The organism is Streptomyces sp. NPDC002076 (genome assembly GCF_053593835.1).
This window is the reverse complement of record NZ_JBSFDI010000016.1, coordinates 14,210-32,344: the sequence shown is the minus strand read 5'-3', so window position 1 is coordinate 32,344 and position 18,135 is coordinate 14,210. Positions and strand designations below refer to the sequence as shown.

At 70.9% G+C, this 18,135-nt stretch carries 19 protein-coding genes and 2 tRNA genes; 5 read left to right on the top strand and 16 right to left on the bottom strand.

From position 1 onward, the window contains the following. Window positions 1-37: 37 nt before the first annotated feature. Window positions 38-1,312 (top strand): cytochrome b/b6 domain-containing protein, encoded by a 1,275-nt coding sequence (locus tag ACWCQS_RS29870; protein WP_451007318.1) that lies wholly within the window; start codon window positions 38-40, stop codon window positions 1,310-1,312. Next, complete coding sequence (locus ACWCQS_RS29865) at window positions 1,313-2,923, top strand: NADH-ubiquinone oxidoreductase-F iron-sulfur binding region domain-containing protein (protein ID WP_450984520.1); 1,611 nt, start codon at window positions 1,313-1,315, stop codon at window positions 2,921-2,923. A 146-nt stretch (window positions 2,924-3,069) separates the two neighbouring features. On the opposite strand, the gene ACWCQS_RS29860 is transcribed toward ACWCQS_RS29865, so the two are convergent. Beyond that, window positions 3,070-3,142, bottom strand: a tRNA-Ala gene (locus tag ACWCQS_RS29860). Between ACWCQS_RS29860 and ACWCQS_RS29855 the strand changes: the two genes are divergently transcribed. After that, the gene (locus ACWCQS_RS29855; RefSeq protein ID WP_451007317.1) at window positions 3,110-3,331 is read left to right on the top strand and encodes a hypothetical protein; all 222 of its coding nucleotides are present in this window, start codon (window positions 3,110-3,112) and stop codon (window positions 3,329-3,331) included. The two genes, ACWCQS_RS29860 and ACWCQS_RS29855, sit on opposite strands and share 33 nt — an antisense overlap. 383 nt (window positions 3,332-3,714) lie before the next feature. On the opposite strand, the gene ACWCQS_RS29850 is transcribed toward ACWCQS_RS29855, so the two are convergent. The 3 genes from ACWCQS_RS29850 to ACWCQS_RS29840 form a co-directional block, all read right to left on the bottom strand. Beyond that, window positions 3,715-3,948: a hypothetical protein gene (locus tag ACWCQS_RS29850; RefSeq protein WP_006136074.1), complete on the bottom strand. Its 234-nt coding sequence runs from the start codon at window positions 3,946-3,948 to the stop codon at window positions 3,715-3,717. A gap of 3 nt (window positions 3,949-3,951) precedes the next feature. Further along, window positions 3,952-4,125 (bottom strand): hypothetical protein, encoded by a 174-nt coding sequence (locus ACWCQS_RS29845; RefSeq protein ID WP_388622257.1) that lies wholly within the window; start codon window positions 4,123-4,125, stop codon window positions 3,952-3,954. 69 nt (window positions 4,126-4,194) lie between these two features. Then, window positions 4,195-5,559: an MFS transporter gene (locus ACWCQS_RS29840; RefSeq protein ID WP_451007473.1), complete on the bottom strand. Its 1,365-nt coding sequence runs from the start codon at window positions 5,557-5,559 to the stop codon at window positions 4,195-4,197. A gap of 332 nt (window positions 5,560-5,891) precedes the next feature. Between ACWCQS_RS29840 and ACWCQS_RS29835 the strand changes: the two genes are divergently transcribed. After that, window positions 5,892-6,899, top strand: a complete 1,008-nt coding sequence (locus tag ACWCQS_RS29835) for a helix-turn-helix transcriptional regulator (RefSeq protein ID WP_451007316.1) — start codon at window positions 5,892-5,894, stop codon at window positions 6,897-6,899. A 53-nt stretch (window positions 6,900-6,952) separates the two neighbouring features. Here ACWCQS_RS29835 and ACWCQS_RS29830 read toward each other — a convergent pair. The 7 genes from ACWCQS_RS29830 to ACWCQS_RS29800 all read right to left on the bottom strand — a co-directional run bounded on the left by ACWCQS_RS29830 (window position 6,953) and on the right by ACWCQS_RS29800 (window position 11,281). Next, window positions 6,953-7,025 (bottom strand) — tRNA-Ala (locus ACWCQS_RS29830). 116 nt (window positions 7,026-7,141) lie between these two features. Then, window positions 7,142-7,810: a histidine phosphatase family protein gene (locus ACWCQS_RS29825; RefSeq protein WP_451007315.1), complete on the bottom strand. Its 669-nt coding sequence runs from the start codon at window positions 7,808-7,810 to the stop codon at window positions 7,142-7,144. Continuing rightward, the gene (gene rsfS / locus ACWCQS_RS29820) at window positions 7,810-8,253 is read right to left on the bottom strand and encodes a ribosome silencing factor (RefSeq protein ID WP_451007314.1); all 444 of its coding nucleotides are present in this window, start codon (window positions 8,251-8,253) and stop codon (window positions 7,810-7,812) included. Before rsfS ends, ACWCQS_RS29825 begins: the two co-directional genes overlap by 1 nt. A gap of 104 nt (window positions 8,254-8,357) precedes the next feature. Then, complete coding sequence (locus ACWCQS_RS29815) at window positions 8,358-10,073, bottom strand: LytR C-terminal domain-containing protein (RefSeq protein ID WP_451007313.1); 1,716 nt, start codon at window positions 10,071-10,073, stop codon at window positions 8,358-8,360. Between the two features lie 16 nt (window positions 10,074-10,089). Beyond that, window positions 10,090-10,785 carry a nicotinate-nucleotide adenylyltransferase gene (nadD, locus tag ACWCQS_RS29810; protein ID WP_451007312.1) on the bottom strand — a complete coding sequence of 232 codons (696 nt, stop codon included), beginning with the start codon at window positions 10,783-10,785 and terminating at the stop codon, window positions 10,090-10,092. Window positions 10,786-10,841: 56 nt separating this feature from the next. Continuing rightward, window positions 10,842-10,997, bottom strand: coding sequence for a hypothetical protein (locus tag ACWCQS_RS29805; RefSeq protein ID WP_330340003.1), 156 nt, complete (start codon window positions 10,995-10,997; stop codon window positions 10,842-10,844). Between the two features lie 119 nt (window positions 10,998-11,116). Then, window positions 11,117-11,281, bottom strand: a complete 165-nt coding sequence (locus ACWCQS_RS29800) for a hypothetical protein (RefSeq protein WP_450984525.1) — start codon at window positions 11,279-11,281, stop codon at window positions 11,117-11,119. Window positions 11,282-11,383: 102 nt separating this feature from the next. Between ACWCQS_RS29800 and ACWCQS_RS29795 the strand changes: the two genes are divergently transcribed. Further along, the gene (locus ACWCQS_RS29795) at window positions 11,384-12,472 is read left to right on the top strand and encodes a M48 family metallopeptidase (protein ID WP_451007311.1); all 1,089 of its coding nucleotides are present in this window, start codon (window positions 11,384-11,386) and stop codon (window positions 12,470-12,472) included. Window positions 12,473-12,671: 199 nt separating this feature from the next. Here ACWCQS_RS29795 and ACWCQS_RS29790 read toward each other — a convergent pair whose 3' ends face one another. The 5 genes from ACWCQS_RS29790 to proB all read right to left on the bottom strand — a co-directional run bounded on the left by ACWCQS_RS29790 (window position 12,672) and on the right by proB (window position 17,547). After that, window positions 12,672-13,745 carry an SCO2583 family membrane protein gene (locus ACWCQS_RS29790; protein WP_451007310.1) on the bottom strand — a complete coding sequence of 358 codons (1,074 nt, stop codon included), beginning with the start codon at window positions 13,743-13,745 and terminating at the stop codon, window positions 12,672-12,674. An 89-nt stretch (window positions 13,746-13,834) separates the two neighbouring features. Further along, window positions 13,835-14,401: an SCO2584 family spore wall biosynthesis protein gene (locus tag ACWCQS_RS29785; RefSeq protein WP_451007309.1), complete on the bottom strand. Its 567-nt coding sequence runs from the start codon at window positions 14,399-14,401 to the stop codon at window positions 13,835-13,837. 121 nt (window positions 14,402-14,522) lie between these two features. Beyond that, window positions 14,523-15,809, bottom strand: a complete 1,287-nt coding sequence (locus ACWCQS_RS29780; protein WP_451007308.1) for a glutamate-5-semialdehyde dehydrogenase — start codon at window positions 15,807-15,809, stop codon at window positions 14,523-14,525. A 72-nt stretch (window positions 15,810-15,881) separates the two neighbouring features. Further along, the gene (locus ACWCQS_RS29775) at window positions 15,882-16,307 is read right to left on the bottom strand and encodes a hypothetical protein (protein ID WP_450984531.1); all 426 of its coding nucleotides are present in this window, start codon (window positions 16,305-16,307) and stop codon (window positions 15,882-15,884) included. 133 nt (window positions 16,308-16,440) lie between these two features. Further along, window positions 16,441-17,547 carry a glutamate 5-kinase gene (proB, locus tag ACWCQS_RS29770; protein WP_451007472.1) on the bottom strand — a complete coding sequence of 369 codons (1,107 nt, stop codon included), beginning with the start codon at window positions 17,545-17,547 and terminating at the stop codon, window positions 16,441-16,443. Window positions 17,548-18,135 lie beyond the last annotated feature (588 nt).

Genomic DNA, 18,135 nt, shown 5'->3' with positions numbered 1-18,135 from the left:
CGGGACCGCTTTCCCGAAACTGCTCGGAGTTGCCCCCATGAACCCTCGTCGTAGTACCAGCTCCCTCCCCAAGCCGGGCCGCTCGGCCTACGGGGTGGCATCGGCTGTCGTCCTGCTGCTCATACCCGTGGTCGTGCTGGCCGGAGGCAACCAGTTCCGCGACTTCCTCAACTTCGGCGCGGGCGTGTTGTCCCTGGTCTCGCTCAGCTGCTCGGTGATCTGGGGCCTGTTCGCGCAGGACCGGATCTTCCTGAACATCCGGCAGCGGATCGTCGGCCAGGCGGTGCACCGCACGCTCGGGGTCGCCTCGATCGCGTTCCTCCTGCTGCACATCACCACGAAGGTCGCGCTCGGCCACACGAAGGCGATCGCCGCGATCATTCCGTTCGCGCTCGGCGTCACCGGAATCGGCGGCCTGATCGGCCTGGGTTCGCTGGCGGGCCTGCTGATGATCTTCGTGGGCGTCACCGGCGCCCTGCGCAGCAATTTCGCCACCCCGGCCCCGGTCGCCGCCCGCTGGCGCGCCATGCACATGCTCGCCTACCCGGCCTGGTGCGCCGCGCTGATCCACGGCCTGTACGCGGGTCGCGCGGCCAAGCCGTTCTTCGTGATCTCCTACGGCCTGTCGCTGCTGGGCGTGATGGCCGCCCTCGCCCTGCGCGCCGCCCCGCGCCCGGTCAAGCGCCGGGTCGCCGACCGGCTGGTGGCGCTGTTCGGCAGCTCGGAGCGGCCCGGACTCGAGGAGCTGGACGCGAGCCGTTCCCGGGCGGCCGAGCCGGCTCCGGCGGGCTTCGAGAGCCGACGCGAGCCGAGGGGAGCCGCCGCTCCTTCGGCGCCGCTGTACCAGTCCCCCGCCACCCCCGCCGCGGAACCCGCGTCGGGCTTCGCGGCCGCCTACCGCGCGGTCTCCACGCCGGGCCGCTCCCGGCAGTCGTACCCGGCCGGTCAGACCTCCCGTATGGACCTGCCGCTGGACATGCAGGCCACGGAGGCCATGCCGCGCGTGGAGGGCCTGTCCAGCACCTCGGGCAGCTGGCCGATCCCGTCCCCGCCGCCGGTCGGCGAGGCCCCGCCGTCCGCGTACGACCCGCTCCAGGACACCGGGCAGACCATTCCGGTCTACGGCAATTCGGGCACCGTCGGTTACGGCGGAAGTGACATGTACGACACCGGTGAGACAAACGGCCTCTACGGCACGTACAACGCCAGTGACACGTACAACAGCGGTCCCGCTACCGAAACGCTGCCCGGCGCGTCCTACGACACTCCGGGTTCGGGCGAATCTTGGAACACGCCGTCCGGAGGCTTTTAAGTGAACGAGGCCCTGCCCGACGTACCCGAAGTCCGCGTGGTCGGCCTTCCGCAGCTCACGTCGGGCTTCGACCTTGTGGAACGGCTCGATCTGCCCATGCACCTGAAGGTGCACGGGCCGCTCGACCCGCTCGGCGGCGAACAGCTCGCTCAGCTCGCCGAACGCATCAACCTCAGGGGCCGTGGCGGCGCGGGCTTCCCCTTCCACAAGAAGCTGCGCTCGGTCGCCGAGTCGGCGATCAAGCGCGGGGTGCGGCCGGTCGTCGTGGTCAACGGCAGCGAGGACGAGCCTGCATGCCGCAAGGACACGGTGCTGATCAACCGCGCCCCGCACCTGATCCTGGACGGCGCGCTGCTGTGCGCCGAGGCGCTCGGCGCGCGGACGCTGGTGATCGGTGTCACCCGCGAGTCGACGCAGCGCTCCATGGAGGCCGCGCTCGCCGAACGTGGGCTGAGCAACAGCCGTAGATCGGCGCTGCGCGCGTGGGTGCAGCGCAACCCGGTGCGGATGGTCACCGGCGCCGCCGCCTCGCTGATCCGCTCGGTCGACGGCGGCCCAGCGATCCCGCCCGGCCGCAAGATCAGCGCCTCGCAGAGCGGCGTCGGCGGCGCGCCCACGCTGCTGTCCAACGCGGAGACGTTCGCGCAGCTGGCCATCGCCGCCCGCATCGGCCCCGAGCGCTACGGCAACACCGGCCTGTACGACGAGCCGGGCACCGTCATGCTCACCGTGTCCGGCGCGGTCGCCCGCCCGATGGTGATCGAGGTGCCCACGGGCGTGCCGCTGCGCTATGTGCTGCAGCTGGCGGGTGCCCCGCCGGTGCCGCAGGGCGTGCTGACCGGCGGTTATCACGGCAAGTGGATCGACGCGGCGACCGTCAACGAGGCGATCGTCTCGCGCAACTCGCTGGACGCGGTGGGCGGTTCGCTGGGTGCGGGCGCGATTCTGCCGATCAGCCAGGAGACCTGCCCGCTGGGCGAGTCGCTGCGGGTGGCGCAGTGGCTGGCCGAGGAGAGCGCGGGCCAGTGCGGGCCCTGCTACCTCGGACTGCCGGCCGCCGCGCGCGGCATGGAGGACATCCTGGGCGGCGGCGGCCCGGCCGCGCTGGAGGCGCTGAAGCAGGTCGCGAAGAACGTCAAGCGCCGTGGCGCGTGTTCGCATCCGGACGGCTCGGCGATGTTCCTGGAGTCGACCATCAAGGCGTTCACCGACGACCTGGCCGCGCATGTCCTCGGAAACGGCTGCGGACGGCCCGTGGAGGGCGTTCTGCCGCTCTTCGAGGGCGGCAGGGCCCCTACGGGCATCCCGGGCGGCGGAGAGCCCGAGGAAACCGGCGCCAGCCGCCAGAAGATCTACGTCGACTGGACGCTGTGCCGGGGCCACGGACTGTGCGCCGACATCCTCCCGGAGGTGTTCGAACTCGGCGCCGACGGTTTCCCGACCGTCGCCCAGGCGCAGGTGCCGCGGTACGCGGAGGCGAAGGCCCTGCGGGCGGTGCGCCGCTGCCCGGCGCTCGCCCTGCGCATCGAGGAGGACACCCGCGGGCAGGCGCCGTCCCGCAACCTTCCGGTCGTCTCCCAGGGCCGCGGCCGGCGCGCTCTCGGCCGCTGAGCACACCAAGGGGCGGTCACCCGGTCCGGGTGACCGCCCCTTGGTTCGGCCACGCTCGCTCGACCGTCGTGGTTCAGCCGCGGCGCTCGGTGACGCAACACGCCGAAGGCGGACCATCCGTCGGGATGGTCCGCCTTCGACTTCTGTGGAGCTAAGGAGAATTGAACTCCTGACCTCTTGCATGCCATGCAAGCGCTCTACCAACTGAGCTATAGCCCCTTGTTTTACTGTTTCGCCCGGTTCCCCCGGCGACGACGTAAACATTACAGGGCCGGGAGCGCAGCGCAAAATCGGTTTCAGCTTCACACCGATGCGTGGCCAATGTCCGCCTTTGTCGCCCGGATCGAACTGACGCCCGCGCTGTTCCCGGTGTTCCTGCTCGTGACGGGTGTGCTGACCCACCTGTGAGGCGGGGGCGCGACGCCATGGCCGCGGCACGCGCGCGGGGCGGCCGTCGCGTTCGAGGAAGCGGTCGATCAGGCCCTCCACGGCGTTCTGGCGCGCGTTCCGCACACGCCCGACCGGGGGACCGGGGGAAAGCCTTTGGGCTGCCTCGAAGGCTGTCATGGCCGCTCTGGGCCTCGCGGCCGCCGTGGCTGAGTGCGGGTCCACTCGTACCGTTGCTGCGGGCCCACGGACCCCCTGATGGGTGTCGCACGGAACCGGGCGGCCCGAACCGCACCAGGGAGCCGAGGAATTGACGCTTCCGGCGCTCTACGCGGCAGCCGGCGCGCCGTTCCTCGTGCTGACCCGGACCTCGGCGCCGGAAGACGACGGCGGCACGCCGGGTATCAGGCGGTCACGAAGGAGTAGAACCGCTTGAGTGTGCAGTGCTCTTCGAGAAGGCGCCCGTAGATCGGCTCGCCCTCCAATTCCCGGTACGTCTCGATCGGGTCGCCTTTTATGATCAGCGCCCGCGCGCATTCCTCGCACCAGTACTGGTAGTCGGGATTGATCGGCTCCATGTCACGGACGATCGGCGTACCGCTCCCACACCAGTCGCACTTTCGCCTGTGTGCACCCATCGATCAGCTCCAGATGTGGCCGCAGGCCGTGCACACGTAGGAGATTCCGCCGTTGTCGCCGAGCACTTGAGCGACATGCGCGGAACCACAGGAAGGGCAGCTCAGCCGGGTGGTCGTGTCCCGTATCAACGCCGCACCGAGGAGGTGGCCGACCTCCTCAAGGATGCTCGCAGGCATCGCTACTCCCTCCCGTCGGGCCGCGCCCCCTTCCGGCCGTTTGATTCTGCCACGGCCGGAGCAATACGGTCAGCGACGCCTCAGTACCAGTCCGGACACGGCGCCTGCCACGGCCGCTGAGGCCAGCGCCCAGGCACACACCGAGAACGCCTCCGCAGAGGTATACGAGCGCAGAACCCCCGGTGACTCAACCCGGTTCAGGAACAGTGTGCCGAAAGACGCCACGCCGATCAGCTGACCGAGCTGGGTGACCGTCGCCAGCAGGCCACTGGCGTCCGCAGCGTCCTCGGGCCGCACCGTGGCGAGCGCGCGCGTGAGAGTCGGACTGAAGGCGAGCGCTAGCCCGGCGCCCACGCCCACGTACCCGACGTACAGCACCGCTCCCCCGCCGCCGCCCCCGTGGAAGGCCAGCCCCACGACGGCCACGGAGACCGCGGTCAGCGCGAACCCGGCCGAGGTCAGTACCCGCTGCAGCCCGGCGGGCCACCTCCGCCACGTCAGGCTGACGGCGCCGAAGACGCCGGCGGTCGGGGCGAAGCTCAGGCCGGCCCGCAGCGCGCTGTAGCCGAGGCCGCCCTGGACATGCAGGGTCAGCGCGAAGAGGAAGCCCGCGTTGACCGACATCACGACGAGGATCCGGAAGACGGCCAAGCCGATGCCGGGGTGGCGCAGCACCCGGGGCGCGATCAGCGGGGCGCCGCCGCGCCGGGCCAGCCGGGTCTCGTACCCGCAGAACAGCGCGAACAGCACCACCGCACCGGCCAGTGACAGCCAGGACCACAGCGGCCAGTCCTCCTCCTGCCCGAGCACCAGCGGCACCGTCAGCAGCGACACGGCCGCGCCCAGGAGCACCAGTCCGGGCAGGTCGAGCGCACGGGACCGCTCCCTCCCTCCCACGCCGCCCAGCGGCAGGACCCGGCGGCCGAGTACGAGCAGCACGGCACCGACCGGTACGTTGACGAGGAACACCGGCCGCCAGCCGGTCCCGAACAGATCGGCGCTGACCAGCACACCGCCCGCTGTCTGCCCGGCCGCCGCACCGACGGCGAGGACCGCCGAATAGGCGCCGAGCGCCCGGGCCCGGGCCGCGCCGGTGAAGGTTCGCTGGATCAGGCTGAGCACCTGCGGGATGGCCAGCGCCGCACCGGCGCCCTGCGCCATCCGGAGGACGATCAGCTCGGTCGCCCCCTGCGCCAGGCCGCAGGCGAGTGAGGCCGTGGTGAACAGGGCGACACCGGCGAGGTGGACCCGGGCATGGCCGAGCCGGTCGCCCAGCCGGGCGCCGGTGATCAGCAACACGGAGTAGGAGATGGCGTAGCCGGCGATGACCAGCTGCAGGTCGGCGCCCGAGGCATGGAGTCCGGAACCGATGGTGGGCGCGGCGACATTCACGATGAAGACGTCGAGGGCCGCCATGAACAGGGCGGTGAGCAGGACGGCGAGCAGCAGCCGCGGTCGGTTGTCAGTGCCGGGTGCTTCACTGTCCGTGACGGGTGATGCGGGACGGCCGGCGGTCGAGGGGTGACTGTCAGTGGCAGGTGCTTCACTGATCGCAGGGTTCGCAGCGGGCCCGTCGCCTGGCCCGCTTCGGGATGTCGTCGTCATGGCGCCGAGCCTGACGACGGTCCGGTACGGGTGCCGAGAGCCCGGCGATGCTGGTACTGCCAACACCTGGCAGGGCCGGGTCGGGGCGCCGACGATGAGGACGGGGACGACGGGGGACGCAGGGAGATGGCGAGGATGACGGGGACGACGGGGGTCGCACGATGACGGCGAGCACGACGAACACGACGCCGACGGCACAGACGACGCAAACAAGGCAGACGACACAGACGGTACGGACGGCACAGCCGACAAGGACAGCGAACCGGGCGGGGACGGCGAAGACGGTCCGGCCGGCGAGCGCTCAGCGCCGCAGGCCGGAGCTGGCCGCCTTCCTGCGCAGCAGGCGGGCCCGGGTGACACCGGCCGACGTGGGAATGCCGCCGGGCCTGCGGCGGCGCACACCCGGCCTGCGCCGGGAGGAGGTCGCCCAGCTCTCCGGCGTGGGTGTGACCTGGTACACATGGCTGGAGCAAGGTCGGCCGATCAACGCCTCGCCACAGGTGCTGGACGCGGTCGCCCGCACCCTGCGGCTGGACGCGCCGGAGCGGGAGCATCTGTACCGGCTGGCGGAGGTGCCGTTCGAGGCAGAGCCGGGTGCCCTGCCCCGCCGGGTCGCCCCTGAGGTGCAGGGCATCATCGACACCCTCGATCCCCTGCTGGCGGTGGTCTACAACGCGCGTTACGACATCCTGGCCGCCAACCCGGCCTACCGTGACCTGTTCGCGGCTCGGAAGGCCCGCGGGATCGGCGTGCCGAACGCGCTGTGGACGCTGTTCACCGCGACGGACGAGGACTGCCCGGTGGTGGACCGGGAGCGCGAGCTGCCGCTGATGGTGGCGACGCTGCGGTCGGCGTACGGCAGACACGTGGGTGAGTCGGCCTGGGAGGAGTACATACGCGCGCTGTCGGCGGCGAGCCCCTGGTTCGCGCGGCTGTGGGCGGGTGGTGAGGTGATACCGCCGGGCCCTCGGGTGAAGACGTTCCGTCACGCGGCGGTGGGCGACATGCGGATGACTTCGCAGTCGCTGTCCATCGACGGGATGCCCGAGTGCCGGATCGTCGTCTACACCCCGGAGGACGAGGAGTCGCGAGAGAAGATCGCGTCGCTGCGGGAGCGAAGGGAGCGGCTGTGGCCGCCGGCATACACAACAGAAAATCCCGCCCTCTGAGAGGACGGGACCTTCATCACCGATCTTTGACAACTCAACAGAGTGTCGATCAGTGGAGCTAAGGAGAATTGAACTCCTGACCTCCTGCATGCCATGCAGGCGCTCTACCAACTGAGCTATAGCCCCTGGCGCCACGCGGCGGAGCCGCATGGTGTCTCGCCCCGCTCGGCGGGGCGAACAAGAAGAACTTTAGCCTGTGACCTGCCAGAAAGTGAAATCCGGAGTCGCGAGCCCCCAGAGGCTCAGTCGTCGTCGCCGAGGACCGGCTCCGGGAGGGTGCCGGCGTTGTGCTCCAGCAGGCGCCAGCCGCGGGCGCCCTCACCGAGCACGGACCAGCAGCAGTTGGAGAGGCCGCCGAGGCTCTCCCAGTGCCTGGCCTCCAGGCCGAGCAGCCGGCCGATGGTAGTGCGGATGGTGCCACCGTGGCTGACGACGACGAGAGTGCCGTCCTCCGGCAGCTTCTCGAGGTGCCGCAGTACGACGGGCGCCGCACGGTCGGCGACCTCGGTCTCCAGTTCGCCGCCGCCGCGGCGGACCGCCTCGCCGCGCTTCCAGGCGGCGTACTCCTCGCCGTAGCGGGCGATGATCTCCTCGTGCGTCAGCCCCTGCCAGACGCCCGCGTAGGTCTCGCGCAGGCCTTCCTCGCGGGTGACGTCGAGGCCGGTCAGGGCGGCGAGCTCGGCAGCGGTGTTCGCCGCCCGCTGCAGGTCCGAGGAGACGATCGAGTCCGGCCCCAGGGAGGCGAGCAGCCGGGCGGCACGGCGGGCCTGGCCGATGCCGGTCTCGGTCAGCGCGACGTCCGTGCTGCCCTGGAAGCGGCGCTCGACGTTCCAGGCGGTCTGGCCGTGCCGCCACAGGATGATGCGGCGGCCGCGATTCTTGCGGTCGGTGACCTCGCCGGTGGCGCTCATCACCAGTCCCCGCCCGGCTGCTGCTCTGCCTCGGCGGCCTGCAGCTTCGCGTGCTCCTCGGCCTTGCCGCGGGTGGCCTTGGCGTCGGCAGGCAGCTCCAGCTCGGGGCAGTCCTTCCACAGCCGCTCCAGGGCGTAGAAGACGCGCTCCTCGCTGTGCTGGACATGCACGACGATGTCGACGTAGTCGAGCAGGATCCAGCGGGACTCGCGGTCGCCCTCGCGGCGGACCGGCTTGGCGCCGAGTTCCTTCAGCAGGCGCTCCTCGATCTCGTCGACGATGGCCTTGACCTGGCGGTCGTTCGGCGCGGAGGCCAGCAGGAAGGCGTCCGTGATCGACAGCACGTCGCTGACGTCGTAGGCGATGACGTCGTGGGCGAGCTTGTCGGCCGCCGCCTGGGCGGCGGTGTTGATGAGGTCAAGAGAACGGTCGGTGGCGGTCACTACGAAGCTTTCGGTCGGCGGTCACTGGACCTCAAGGGTCTCACGGACCGCCGGGCGCACCCCACGTGATTACGGTGGCACGTGGGGTGCGCGGGACCGCCCGGTCAGGAGCTGGTGGGCTTGTAGTCCTGACCGAGGACGACCGAGACGTCGGCGCCGGAGGAGACGGTGCCCTTGGCCACGGAGCCTGCGGGCAGGCCGAGGGTCTTGGCGACCTCGGTGGCGTCCGACTTGTGGGAGGCGTCCGAGTAGACCACCTTCGAGGTGGCCTGCGCACCGGGGGCGGTGCCGCCCTCAAGGAAGGTGAAGCCGCCGTTGAGCAGCACCACACGGGCCTTCTCCGCGTCGTCCTTCACACCGGTGGCGTTCTGCACGGAGACCCGGACCGCGGAGCCGGCGTCGGGGCTCTTGGCGGTGCCGCCGAGGATGTCCTTCACCACGCTGTCGCTGGTCCTCGCGCTCAGGGTGCCGTCGGCCTGGACCGGCAGCAGGGCGGTCTTGTAGGCGCCGCTCTTGGCGAGGTCGGCGAGCTTGGCGAGGAAGGTGCCGAGGTCCTTGTCGGTGAGCGGCGGGTCGAGGATCTGCGCGAGGGTCTGCACGGTGGTCGTGGCCGACGACGGGTCGGAGGACATCTTGCGCAGCACGCCCTGCATGACCTGGCCGAACCGCTCCAGCTGGGCGTTCTGGGACTCTCCGGCGGCGCGGTAGGTGGCGTAGGCGACGGCCATCTTGCCGCTGAGGGTCTGGTCGCTGCCCTTGTGGACGAGGGGTTCCGCGCCCTTCTTCCTGGTGTCCGGGTCGGGCACGTCGGTGTTGGTGTCGATGTCGATGTTGCCGACCAGGTCGACGAGGTTCTGCAGGTAGGGCGTGTCCAGGCGCCAGGTGCCCTGGATGTCGGTGCCGAGGACCGTGTCCAGCTGGTCGCGGGTGCCGGAGGCGCCGTCGCCGTCCACCGACTTGGCGAGAGTGGTGGTGGAGCCGTCGTCGTCGCTCAGGGCGAGGGAGTTGGGCAGCAGCACGGTGCTGCCCTGCTTGGTGGTGGTGTTGTCGACCAGCAGCGCCGTGGAGGTGCCGCCCTTGCCGGTGTTGTGCAGGTGGACGACGATCACGTCGCGTTTCTGGGCGGCGACCGGCGTCGCCGCGCCGGGCTTGGAGCCGGAGGAGGACAGACCGGGCAGCTTTCCGGCGTACCAGAGGTAGCCGACGCCGCCGACCGCGACGAGGGCGAGGACGACGAGAAGGGCGATGATCCGGCTGCGGGCGCGGCGGCGGGCCTCCTCGCGGCGCTCGGTGCGGTTCTCGGTGAACTTCAGCCAGTCGATGACGTCCTCGGAGTCGCCGTCCGGCTCCTCGACGAATGCGAACTGCTCGGTGTGGTAATCCCGTTCGCCCGCGTCCCGCGGCCCCTGGGACGGCGCCGGGGCGTGCGGGCGCTGCGCCGGGCCGGCCTGCTGCGGGATGTGGGCGGTCTGCTCGGTGACCCGGGGCTGCTGTCCGCTGTTCGCGGCCTGCCCGTAGGGGTCGTGGCCGACGAGGTGCTGGGTGCCGGTGCCGTAGGGGTCGTACGGGGCCTGGGAGCCGTAGGGGTCGTACCCGGGTGCGGGCCGGCCCGGGTCGTAGGAGGTCACCGGTGGCTGCTGGCCGGTGGCGTACGGGTCGTAGCCGTAGCCCTGCTGCTGGGCGTACGGGTCGTAGGTCGCCTGCGGTGCCTGCTGTGCCGGGACCTGCCGGTATATGGGTCGGCCGTACTCGTCATAGCCGACGATTTCGTACGGGCCGGCGCCATGGCCAACGTCACCCGCGTCGTATCGGTCGTTCACCGGTGCCCCTCTCGGCTCACTCGCCGCGGTACAGCTCGCGCTTGTCGATGTAGCGCACGACTCCGTCCGGCACCATGTACCAGATGGGTTCTCCCTTGGCGACTCTCGCACGGCAGTCCGTGGAGGAGATGGCCAGCGCCGGCACCTCGACGAGCGAGACGCCGCCTTCCGGCAGGCCGGGGTCGGTCAGATGGTGGCCGGGCCGGGTGACGCCGATGAAGTGCGCGAGGGAGAACAGCTCCTCGCTGTCTCGCCAGGTCAGCAGCTGCGCGAGGGCGTCGGCGCCGGTGATGAAGAAGAGGTCCGTGTCGGGGTTGAGGGCGCGCAGGTCGCGCAGGGTGTCCACGGTGTAGGTGGGGCCGCCGCGGTCGATGTCGATGCGGCTGACGGAGAACTGCGGGTTCTCGGCGGTGGCGATGACCGTCATGAGATAGCGGTCCTCGGCCGGCGAGACCCTGCGGTGGGACTTCTGCCACGGCTCGCCGGTGGGCACGAACACCACCTCGTCCAGCTGGAACTGCGCGGCGACCTCGCTGGCCGCCACCAGGTGCCCGTGGTGGATCGGGTCGAAGGTCCCGCCCATGACGCCCAGGCGCCGCTTGCCCGTGTGCGCGGGGCCGTGGCCCGGCCGGTGCTGCCGGTACTGCGGGTGCTTGACCGTGTCGTCGGCGGTCTCGTCTGCCGGACCGGTAGGCATGTCCTGCTCTCCCATGCGTGCAGACCCTACCGGCCCGGCCTTGGGCGTCCGGCCGGGGACGGGGTCCCCGCTCAGCGGTCGCGGTTGAAGCGGGTGGTGATCCACAGCAGGAGCAGCAGGATGGCGAGGGCGCTGCCTCCGGTGACCGCGGGGTTGAGGCTGTTGTGGTGGCCGCCCTCGGCTTCGGCGAGGGTGACCAAGTGGGCTGCGGTGCTGGGAAGGCTCATCTTCGGCAGGACCTAACGCGTGTGGGCGGGATAAAGATGTCGGCTCATCGTATGCGGGCGTCCCGGCGGCGATCACGCCGACTCCGCCGTTGGGCCCGCGGGGGAACTTTCGCGAGCTGTCAGTCGTCTTTCCGCTTGTAGCCGCTCAGCAGGAACCAGGCGGTCAGTGCACAGCCCAGGACCATCACGATCAGGACGATACGGAGCAGATTGCCCGACCCGTGCTGTTGGACGGCGCTTGCGGCGGCATCAGTCAGCCAGGCGGCTGTGGGGTGGTGCTCCATGAGTGGACTCCTTCGGCCGTACTGCCCGTCCACGGTATCTCCGCCTAGGCTGGACTCCGCTTCGGGGGCACAGTGGGCACTCATACGCACATGGGGGAAGACATGTCCGACGACGGCCAGCAGCAGACGGGGCACGAGCGCGTGCCGAGCAGGCAGCGCAGGCGCTTCCCGGGGATATCCTCGCGTGCCTACGAGCATCCGGCCGACCGCTCGGCCCTGGTCGCGCTGCGCAAGCTGAGCGGATTCGACACCGTTTTCAAAGCGCTCAGCGGGCTGCTGCCCGAGCGGAGCCTGAGACTGCTGTTCCTGTCCGACTCGGTGCGCGTCTCCGAACGGCAGTTCCAGCATCTGCACGACATGCTGCTGGACGCTTGTTACATCCTGGACCTGGAGAAGGTCCCGCCGATGTACGTCAACCAGGACCCGCAGCCGAACGCGATGTGCATCGGCCTGGACGAGCCGATCATCGTGGTCACCACGGGGCTCGTGGAACTCCTCGACGAGGAGGAGATGCGGGCGGTCGTCGGGCACGAGGTGGGACACGCGCTGTCCGGTCACTCGGTGTACCGCACGATCCTGCTGTTCCTGACCAGCCTCGCGCTGAAGGTCGCCTGGATCCCGTTGGGCAACTTCGCGATCATGGCCATTATCACGGCGCTCAGGGAGTGGTTCCGCAAGTCGGAGCTGTCCGCGGACCGGGCGGGGCTGCTGGTGGGGCAGGATGTCCGGGCCTCGATGCGCGGCCTGATGAAGATCGCGGGCGGCAACCATCTGCACGAGATGAACGTGGACGCGTTCCTGGAGCAGGCCGAGGAGTACGACTCCGGCGGCGATCTGCGCGACTCCGTGCTGAAGATCCTGAACGTGCTGCCCCGCTCGCACCCCTTCGCCACGATCCGTGCGGCCGAGCTGAAGAAGTGGGCCGAGTCCCGGGACTTCCAGCGGATCATGGACGGCCACTACCCGCGGCGTGACGAGGACAAGGACACCTCGGTCAGCGACTCCTTCCGCGAGTCGGCGGCCAGCTACGCGAGCGACGTGAAGACCTCCAAGGACCCGCTGATGAAGCTGGTCACGGACCTCGCGGACGGCGCGGGCGACCTGAGCGGCCGGGTCCGCCGCGGCTTCGACGGCTTCCGCAGCCCGCCACCGGCCAAGGGAGGCCCGGCGGACGCCCCTCAGGAGGGGTGACACCAGCCCGCCACACGGACACCGGCTCCCCTCGCCCCGCCGCCACGGCACCGGCTCCCCGCTGAGCCACGGCAGCACCGGCTCCGCGCTCAACCACAGCCGCACCGGCTCCCCGTTCAGCCACAGCGGCGGGATCCGGCGGTGCCGCCCCTCCTCGGCCCCAAGGGCCGACCCCGGCCGCCCTCGAAAACTTCCCCGCTCACACCTTCGGCTCAGCTCCGGCGGCCAGCGTCCCGCACAGGGCCGCAGGGCTGTCGGTCTCGTAGGGGTCGGTGCCCGCGGGGCCGCCGGTGTGGGCCGTCTGGCCGGCCAGGAGGGGGCGGAGGTAGGCCGTGGAGTCCTCGGTGCAGGCGAGCGGGCCCGCCTGGACGTAGGACGTGACCAGCTGGACCTGGTGGGTGCGCAGATCGTCGCGGGTGAAGCGGAAGGTCACCTCGCGGCGGAGGGTGAACAGGGACGCGGGGGCGCCGGCCGCGGCACCGGTGGGGCGCAGGGCGTAGACGAAGGTGTGGTCGGCGGTGACCTCCAGCGTGCTCGCGTCGCTCTCGACAGCCTGGAGGTTGCCCTGGACGCGGGTCGGTCCGTCGGCGGCGAGCTGGACGCGGGAGGGGTCGAGACGGACCAGCCAGCCGGTGGGGGCGTGCCGGCCGTCCGCCGCCGGGTGGTCGAAGCTCTGGTCGAACTGATCGAGCTGGTCGGCGTCGATGAGGGAGCGGACAGGGCTGACCTGGCGGCCGGTCAGCACCTCGGGGTCGAGCGAGGAGCGGACTACGTAGTCCTTGGCGGTGGTGAGCGCGGTCACCACCTGGCTGTCGGAGAAGTGGGCGGTGCTGCGGGCGGCCGGCAGCGGTATGCCCTCGGCGCCGACGTCGTACGACGCGGCGGGACTGTGCGTGTACAGGCTCTCGGCGTCGGCGGTGCCCGGCACCTTGCCCGTGGGGGCGAGCGGGATCACCGTCATCCTCAGGGGTTCGACGGGGCGCCGGGTCTCCGGGGTGCCGTAGGGGTGGCGGACGCCCATGTAGATCGCGGTGCCGAAGGCGACGGCGATCAGCAGGACGAGGATCAGGGCCTGTCGGGTGAGTCCGCGGTGCAGGGGCGGACGGCGGCGTACGGCGGGCGCGTGGTCGGCCATCCGCTCCTCGGCGGAGTACTCCTGGAGACGCGCAGCACGGACGAACGACTCGTCGAACACGACGGATCGGTACTCGTCCTCGCCACCTCCGGGCCCGCCCTCGGGTGTGCCCTCCGGTGGGTCTCCAGACCCGCTCATACTTTCAGAGTAGGTCGCGTAGGCCTCAGGTAAACGCCCTGCTACACGACAACTTCTGACAGGTGCTCACCAAGAGCGGGGGCGGGCGTTCAGGGGGAGCGCGGGATGGCCGAGGCCGGCGGCTGGGCGGTGTCGGCGGAGACAGAGGGCGCGGCGGCGCTGCCCTGTTCCAGGCCGGTCGGGGCGGGCGTGGGAATCCCGTCACGGGTGCCCGCGGAGCCGCCGCGGTAGACGGCGGCGAAGGCCAGGGCGACCATGCCGATGCCCATCACGACGGCCAGCACCCAGGCCACGGGGCGATGCCAGCGGACCTGCTTGCCGTATCCCCCGAAGCGGCGGTCGCCGAGGACGTAGGTGTCCTCCAGTTCGTCGTCCTCAGGATCTTGGCCGAATTCGGTCCCTTCGGGGCCGTAGGCGTCGTCGTAGCGCTCGCCTCGGGCGTGGGCGCGGCGGGCCTCCGCGTCGGAGGCCTCGGCTCTGGCCTGTGCGGCGGCAAGGAGGCGCTCGACGGCGGTCGGCTCATGGACCGTGGCCGCCTGTACGAAGGCCTCGTCGAAGACCACGGAGGCGAACTCTTCGTCCGACACCCCGTGGTCGTGGTCGTCGTCGGGCTCCCAGCCGTCAGGGAACGGCGTGCCCCCCACGTCCTCCGGCACGCATCCAGAGTAGACCTGGGGGGTCAATTTGGGCAGACGGTATGGAAATTCGTCTGACTGGTGAGACGCCGTTTCGGCCGCCCGCCACGACGCGCGGGGCGTACGGCCGAACGGGTGAGTCTCAGGGGCGCACGTGGCCGTCACCGGTGACGATGTACTTCGTGCTGGTCAGCTCCGGCAGGCCCATCGGTCCGCGGGCGTGCAGCTTCTGGGTGGAGATGCCGATCTCGGCGCCGAAGCCGAACTGGCCGCCGTCGGTGAAGCGGGTGGAGGCGTTCACGGCGACGGTGGTGGAGTCGACCAGCTGGGTGAAGCGGCGGGCGGCCTGCTGGGAGGTGGTGACGATCGCCTCGGTGTGGCCGGAGGTCCACAGCCGGATGTGCTCCACGGCCCTGTCCAGGGAGTCGACGACCGCGGCGGCGATGTCGTAGGAGAGGTACTCCGTCTCCCAGTCCTCGGCCACGGCCTCCACCACCGTGGCCTTGGAGTTCTCGGCGTAGGCCATCACCCGCTCGTCGGCGTGCACGGTGACGCCGGCCTCGGCGAGGGCGTCGAGGGCGCGCGGCAGGAACACCGGGGCGATGTCCTGGTGGACGAGGAGGGTCTCGGCGGCGTTGCAGACGCTGACCCGCTGGGCCTTGGAGTTGATCAGGATGTCGATGGCCATGTCGATGTCGGCGTGGGCGTCGACGTAGACGTGGCAGTTGCCGGTGCCGGTCTCGATGACGGGAACGGTGGACTCGCTCACCACGGTCTGGATGAGGGAGGCGCCGCCTCGCGGGATCAGCACGTCGACGAGGCCCCGGGCGCGCATCAGCTCGCGCACGCTCTCGCGGCTCTCTCCCGGGACCAGCTGGACGGCGTCGGCGGGCAGGCCTGCGCCGCCGACGGCGTCCCGGATGACGCGGACGAGGGCGGTGTTGGACTCGTAGGCGGAGGCGGAGCCGCGCAGCAGGACGGCGTTGCCGGACTTCAGACAGAGGGCGGCGGCGTCCACGGTGACGTTGGGGCGGGCCTCGTAGATGATGCCGACGACGCCGAGCGGGACGCGGACCTGACGCAGGTCGATGCCGTTGGGGAGGGTGGAGCCGCGGACGATCTCGCCGACCGGGTCGGGCAGCTTCGCCACGTCACGGACGTCGGAGGCGATGGCGCGGACCCGCTCGGGGGTGAGGGTGAGGCGGTCGACGATGGCCTCGCTGGTGCCGTTCTCCCTGGCCTTGGCCACGTCGCGAGCGTTGGCCTCGACGATCTCGGCGGTCCGGACCTCCAGCGCGTCGGCGATGGCGAGCAGCGCGTCGTCCTTCACGGCCCGCGGGAGCGGCGCGAGGTCTGCGGCGGCGGCCTTGGCCCGGTAGGCGGCCTGGGTGACCGGGGACATCGAGTCGTACGGCGAGAGCGTGGTCATGAGGGAAGGGTAGTGCGCGGCTCGTGTCGGTCACCGCTCATCCCAAACCCCGAGACAAGGTCTCAGGAGGGATCAAAAGGGATGGACTCCCACCGGTGTGGCTGGCGGCGGGCCGTAGCCCTCGGCGATGCGGTGGTGGTAGGTCTCGCGGTCGATGACCTCCAGGCCGACGATCTCCCACGGGGGCAGCCCGGCGGTCTGCCGGTGCTCGCCCCACAGGCGCAGGGCGACGGCGGCGGCGTCGTGCAGGTCGCGGGCCTCCTCCCAGTACCGGATCTCCGCGTGGTCGCTCGCGTACCTGCTGGTCAGCAGGAAGGGGTGGTCGTGGGCCAGCTGTTCCAGGGCCCGCCGCAGATCGGTGAGGGGGACGTCCGGGCCGGAGACGCTGAGAGTGACGTGCCAGAGCCGGGGCATGTCCTTGGGCTCCTCATAGGTGTCACCGGCGGCGACGCTCGTCAGGGCACCGCGGGTGGCCACCCCAGGGCGCACTCGTCTCACGACGGCCTCCTTCACCCACTGCTCGGGGACGTCTGTCGGAACGTCTCTCTGAGACAAAGTTGAGCAGGCCCTACGGCACCGCGGGGCGGTTTTACGGAACGTCCCCCACCGAGGGCTGTCGTTACGTCCCGTTTTACGCGTGCAAGAGCACCAGGTCGTCCCTGTGTACGACCTCGCGTTCGTACGCCGGGCCGAGTTCCCGGGCCAGTTCACGGGTCGAGCGCCCGATCAGCCGGGGGATCTCCTTGGCGTCGAAGTTGACGAGTCCACGGGCCACCGCGCGCCCCGTGGTGTCGCGCAGTTCGACGGGGTCACCGGCGCTGAACTCGCCCTCCACGGCGGCGATTCCGGCGGGCAGCAGCGATGTGCGTCGCTTCACCACGGCGTCCACCGCCCCGTCGTCCAGGGTCAGCGCCCCTTGCGGGGTGGAGGCGTGCTGGAGCCACAGGAGCCGGTCGGCGGAGCGCTTTCCGGTGGGGTGGAAGTAGGTGCCGGTGTCGCCGCCGCTCAAGGCGTCCGCCGCGTGCACGGCGCTGGTGAGGACCACGGGGATGCCGGCCGCGGCCGCGATCCGGGCGGCCTCGACCTTGGTGACCATCCCGCCGGTGCCCACGCCGGCCTTGCCCGCGCTGCCGATCGCGACGCCCGCGAGGTCATCCGGCCCCTTCACCTCCGCTATCCGCGAGGTGCCGGGCTTGCTGGGGTCGCCGTCGTAGACGCCGTCGATGTCGGAGAGGAGCACGAGCAGGTCGGCGTGGACGAGGTGGGCGACGAGGGCGGCGAGGCGGTCGTTGTCGCCGAAGCGGATCTCGTCGGTGGCGACCGTGTCGTTCTCGTTGACGATCGGGAGGGCGCCCATCGCGAGGAGCTTGTCGAGGGTGCGGGAGGCGTTGCGGTGGTGGGCGCGGCGGCTCATGTCGTCGGAGGTGAGCAGGACTTGGCCGACGCGGACGCCGTAGCGGGCGAAGGAGGCGGTGTAGCGGGCGACGAGCAGGCCCTGGCCGACGCTGGCGGCGGCCTGCTGCCGGGCGAGGTCCTTGGGGCGGCGGCGCAGACCGAGCGGGGCGAGACCGGCGGCGATGGCACCGGAGGAGACGAGGACGACCTCCCGCTCTCCGCCGCTGCGGCTCTTGGCCAGCACGTCGACCAGCGCGTCGACGCGGTCGGCGTCCAGACCGCCGGCGGCGGTGGTCAGCGACGAGGAGCCCACCTTGACGACGATCCTGCGGGCCTCGCCCACGGCCTGCCTTGCCCTTGCCACCTTGCCCTCTGTTCCCCTCTTTTGCCCGCGCGCTGTTCCGGCTGCCTGAGCGGCAATCTACGCGAAGCGGATCGGCCCTCGCCCACCGGTCCAGCCTCCGGACACGCGTTCCGTAGCCGTTCCTTCACGGTTTGCGTACGGCAAAAAAGTTGTACTGCTTGCGTATGGAAATTAAAGCTCGTCGTGCACCGGGACGTCATCGCCACCAACTCGGGAAATCTGATCTTCAGCGACGCGCCGCACAAGATCCTTGAGACACCGGACGCCGAGGTCGTGTCCAACGGGATCGGCACGGACCTGGCCGCGGCCGCCCGGACCAACGAGGTACGACGCGTTCGTCCTCCCGCCGGCCAACGCCTTCCGGCCGTCCTTCGAGGGCCGGCCGAAGCGGCTGACCCGGCTGATCGACAAGCTGAGGATCCCGGTCGTGGTGCTGGGCGTCGGCGCGCAGACGGGGGTGAGCTACAACCCGGCCCGGCTGAAGCCGATGGAGCAGTCGGTGCGCGGGTTCTGCGAGGCTGTGCTGGAGCGCAGCTCGTCGATCGGTGTCCGGAGCGAGACGGCCCC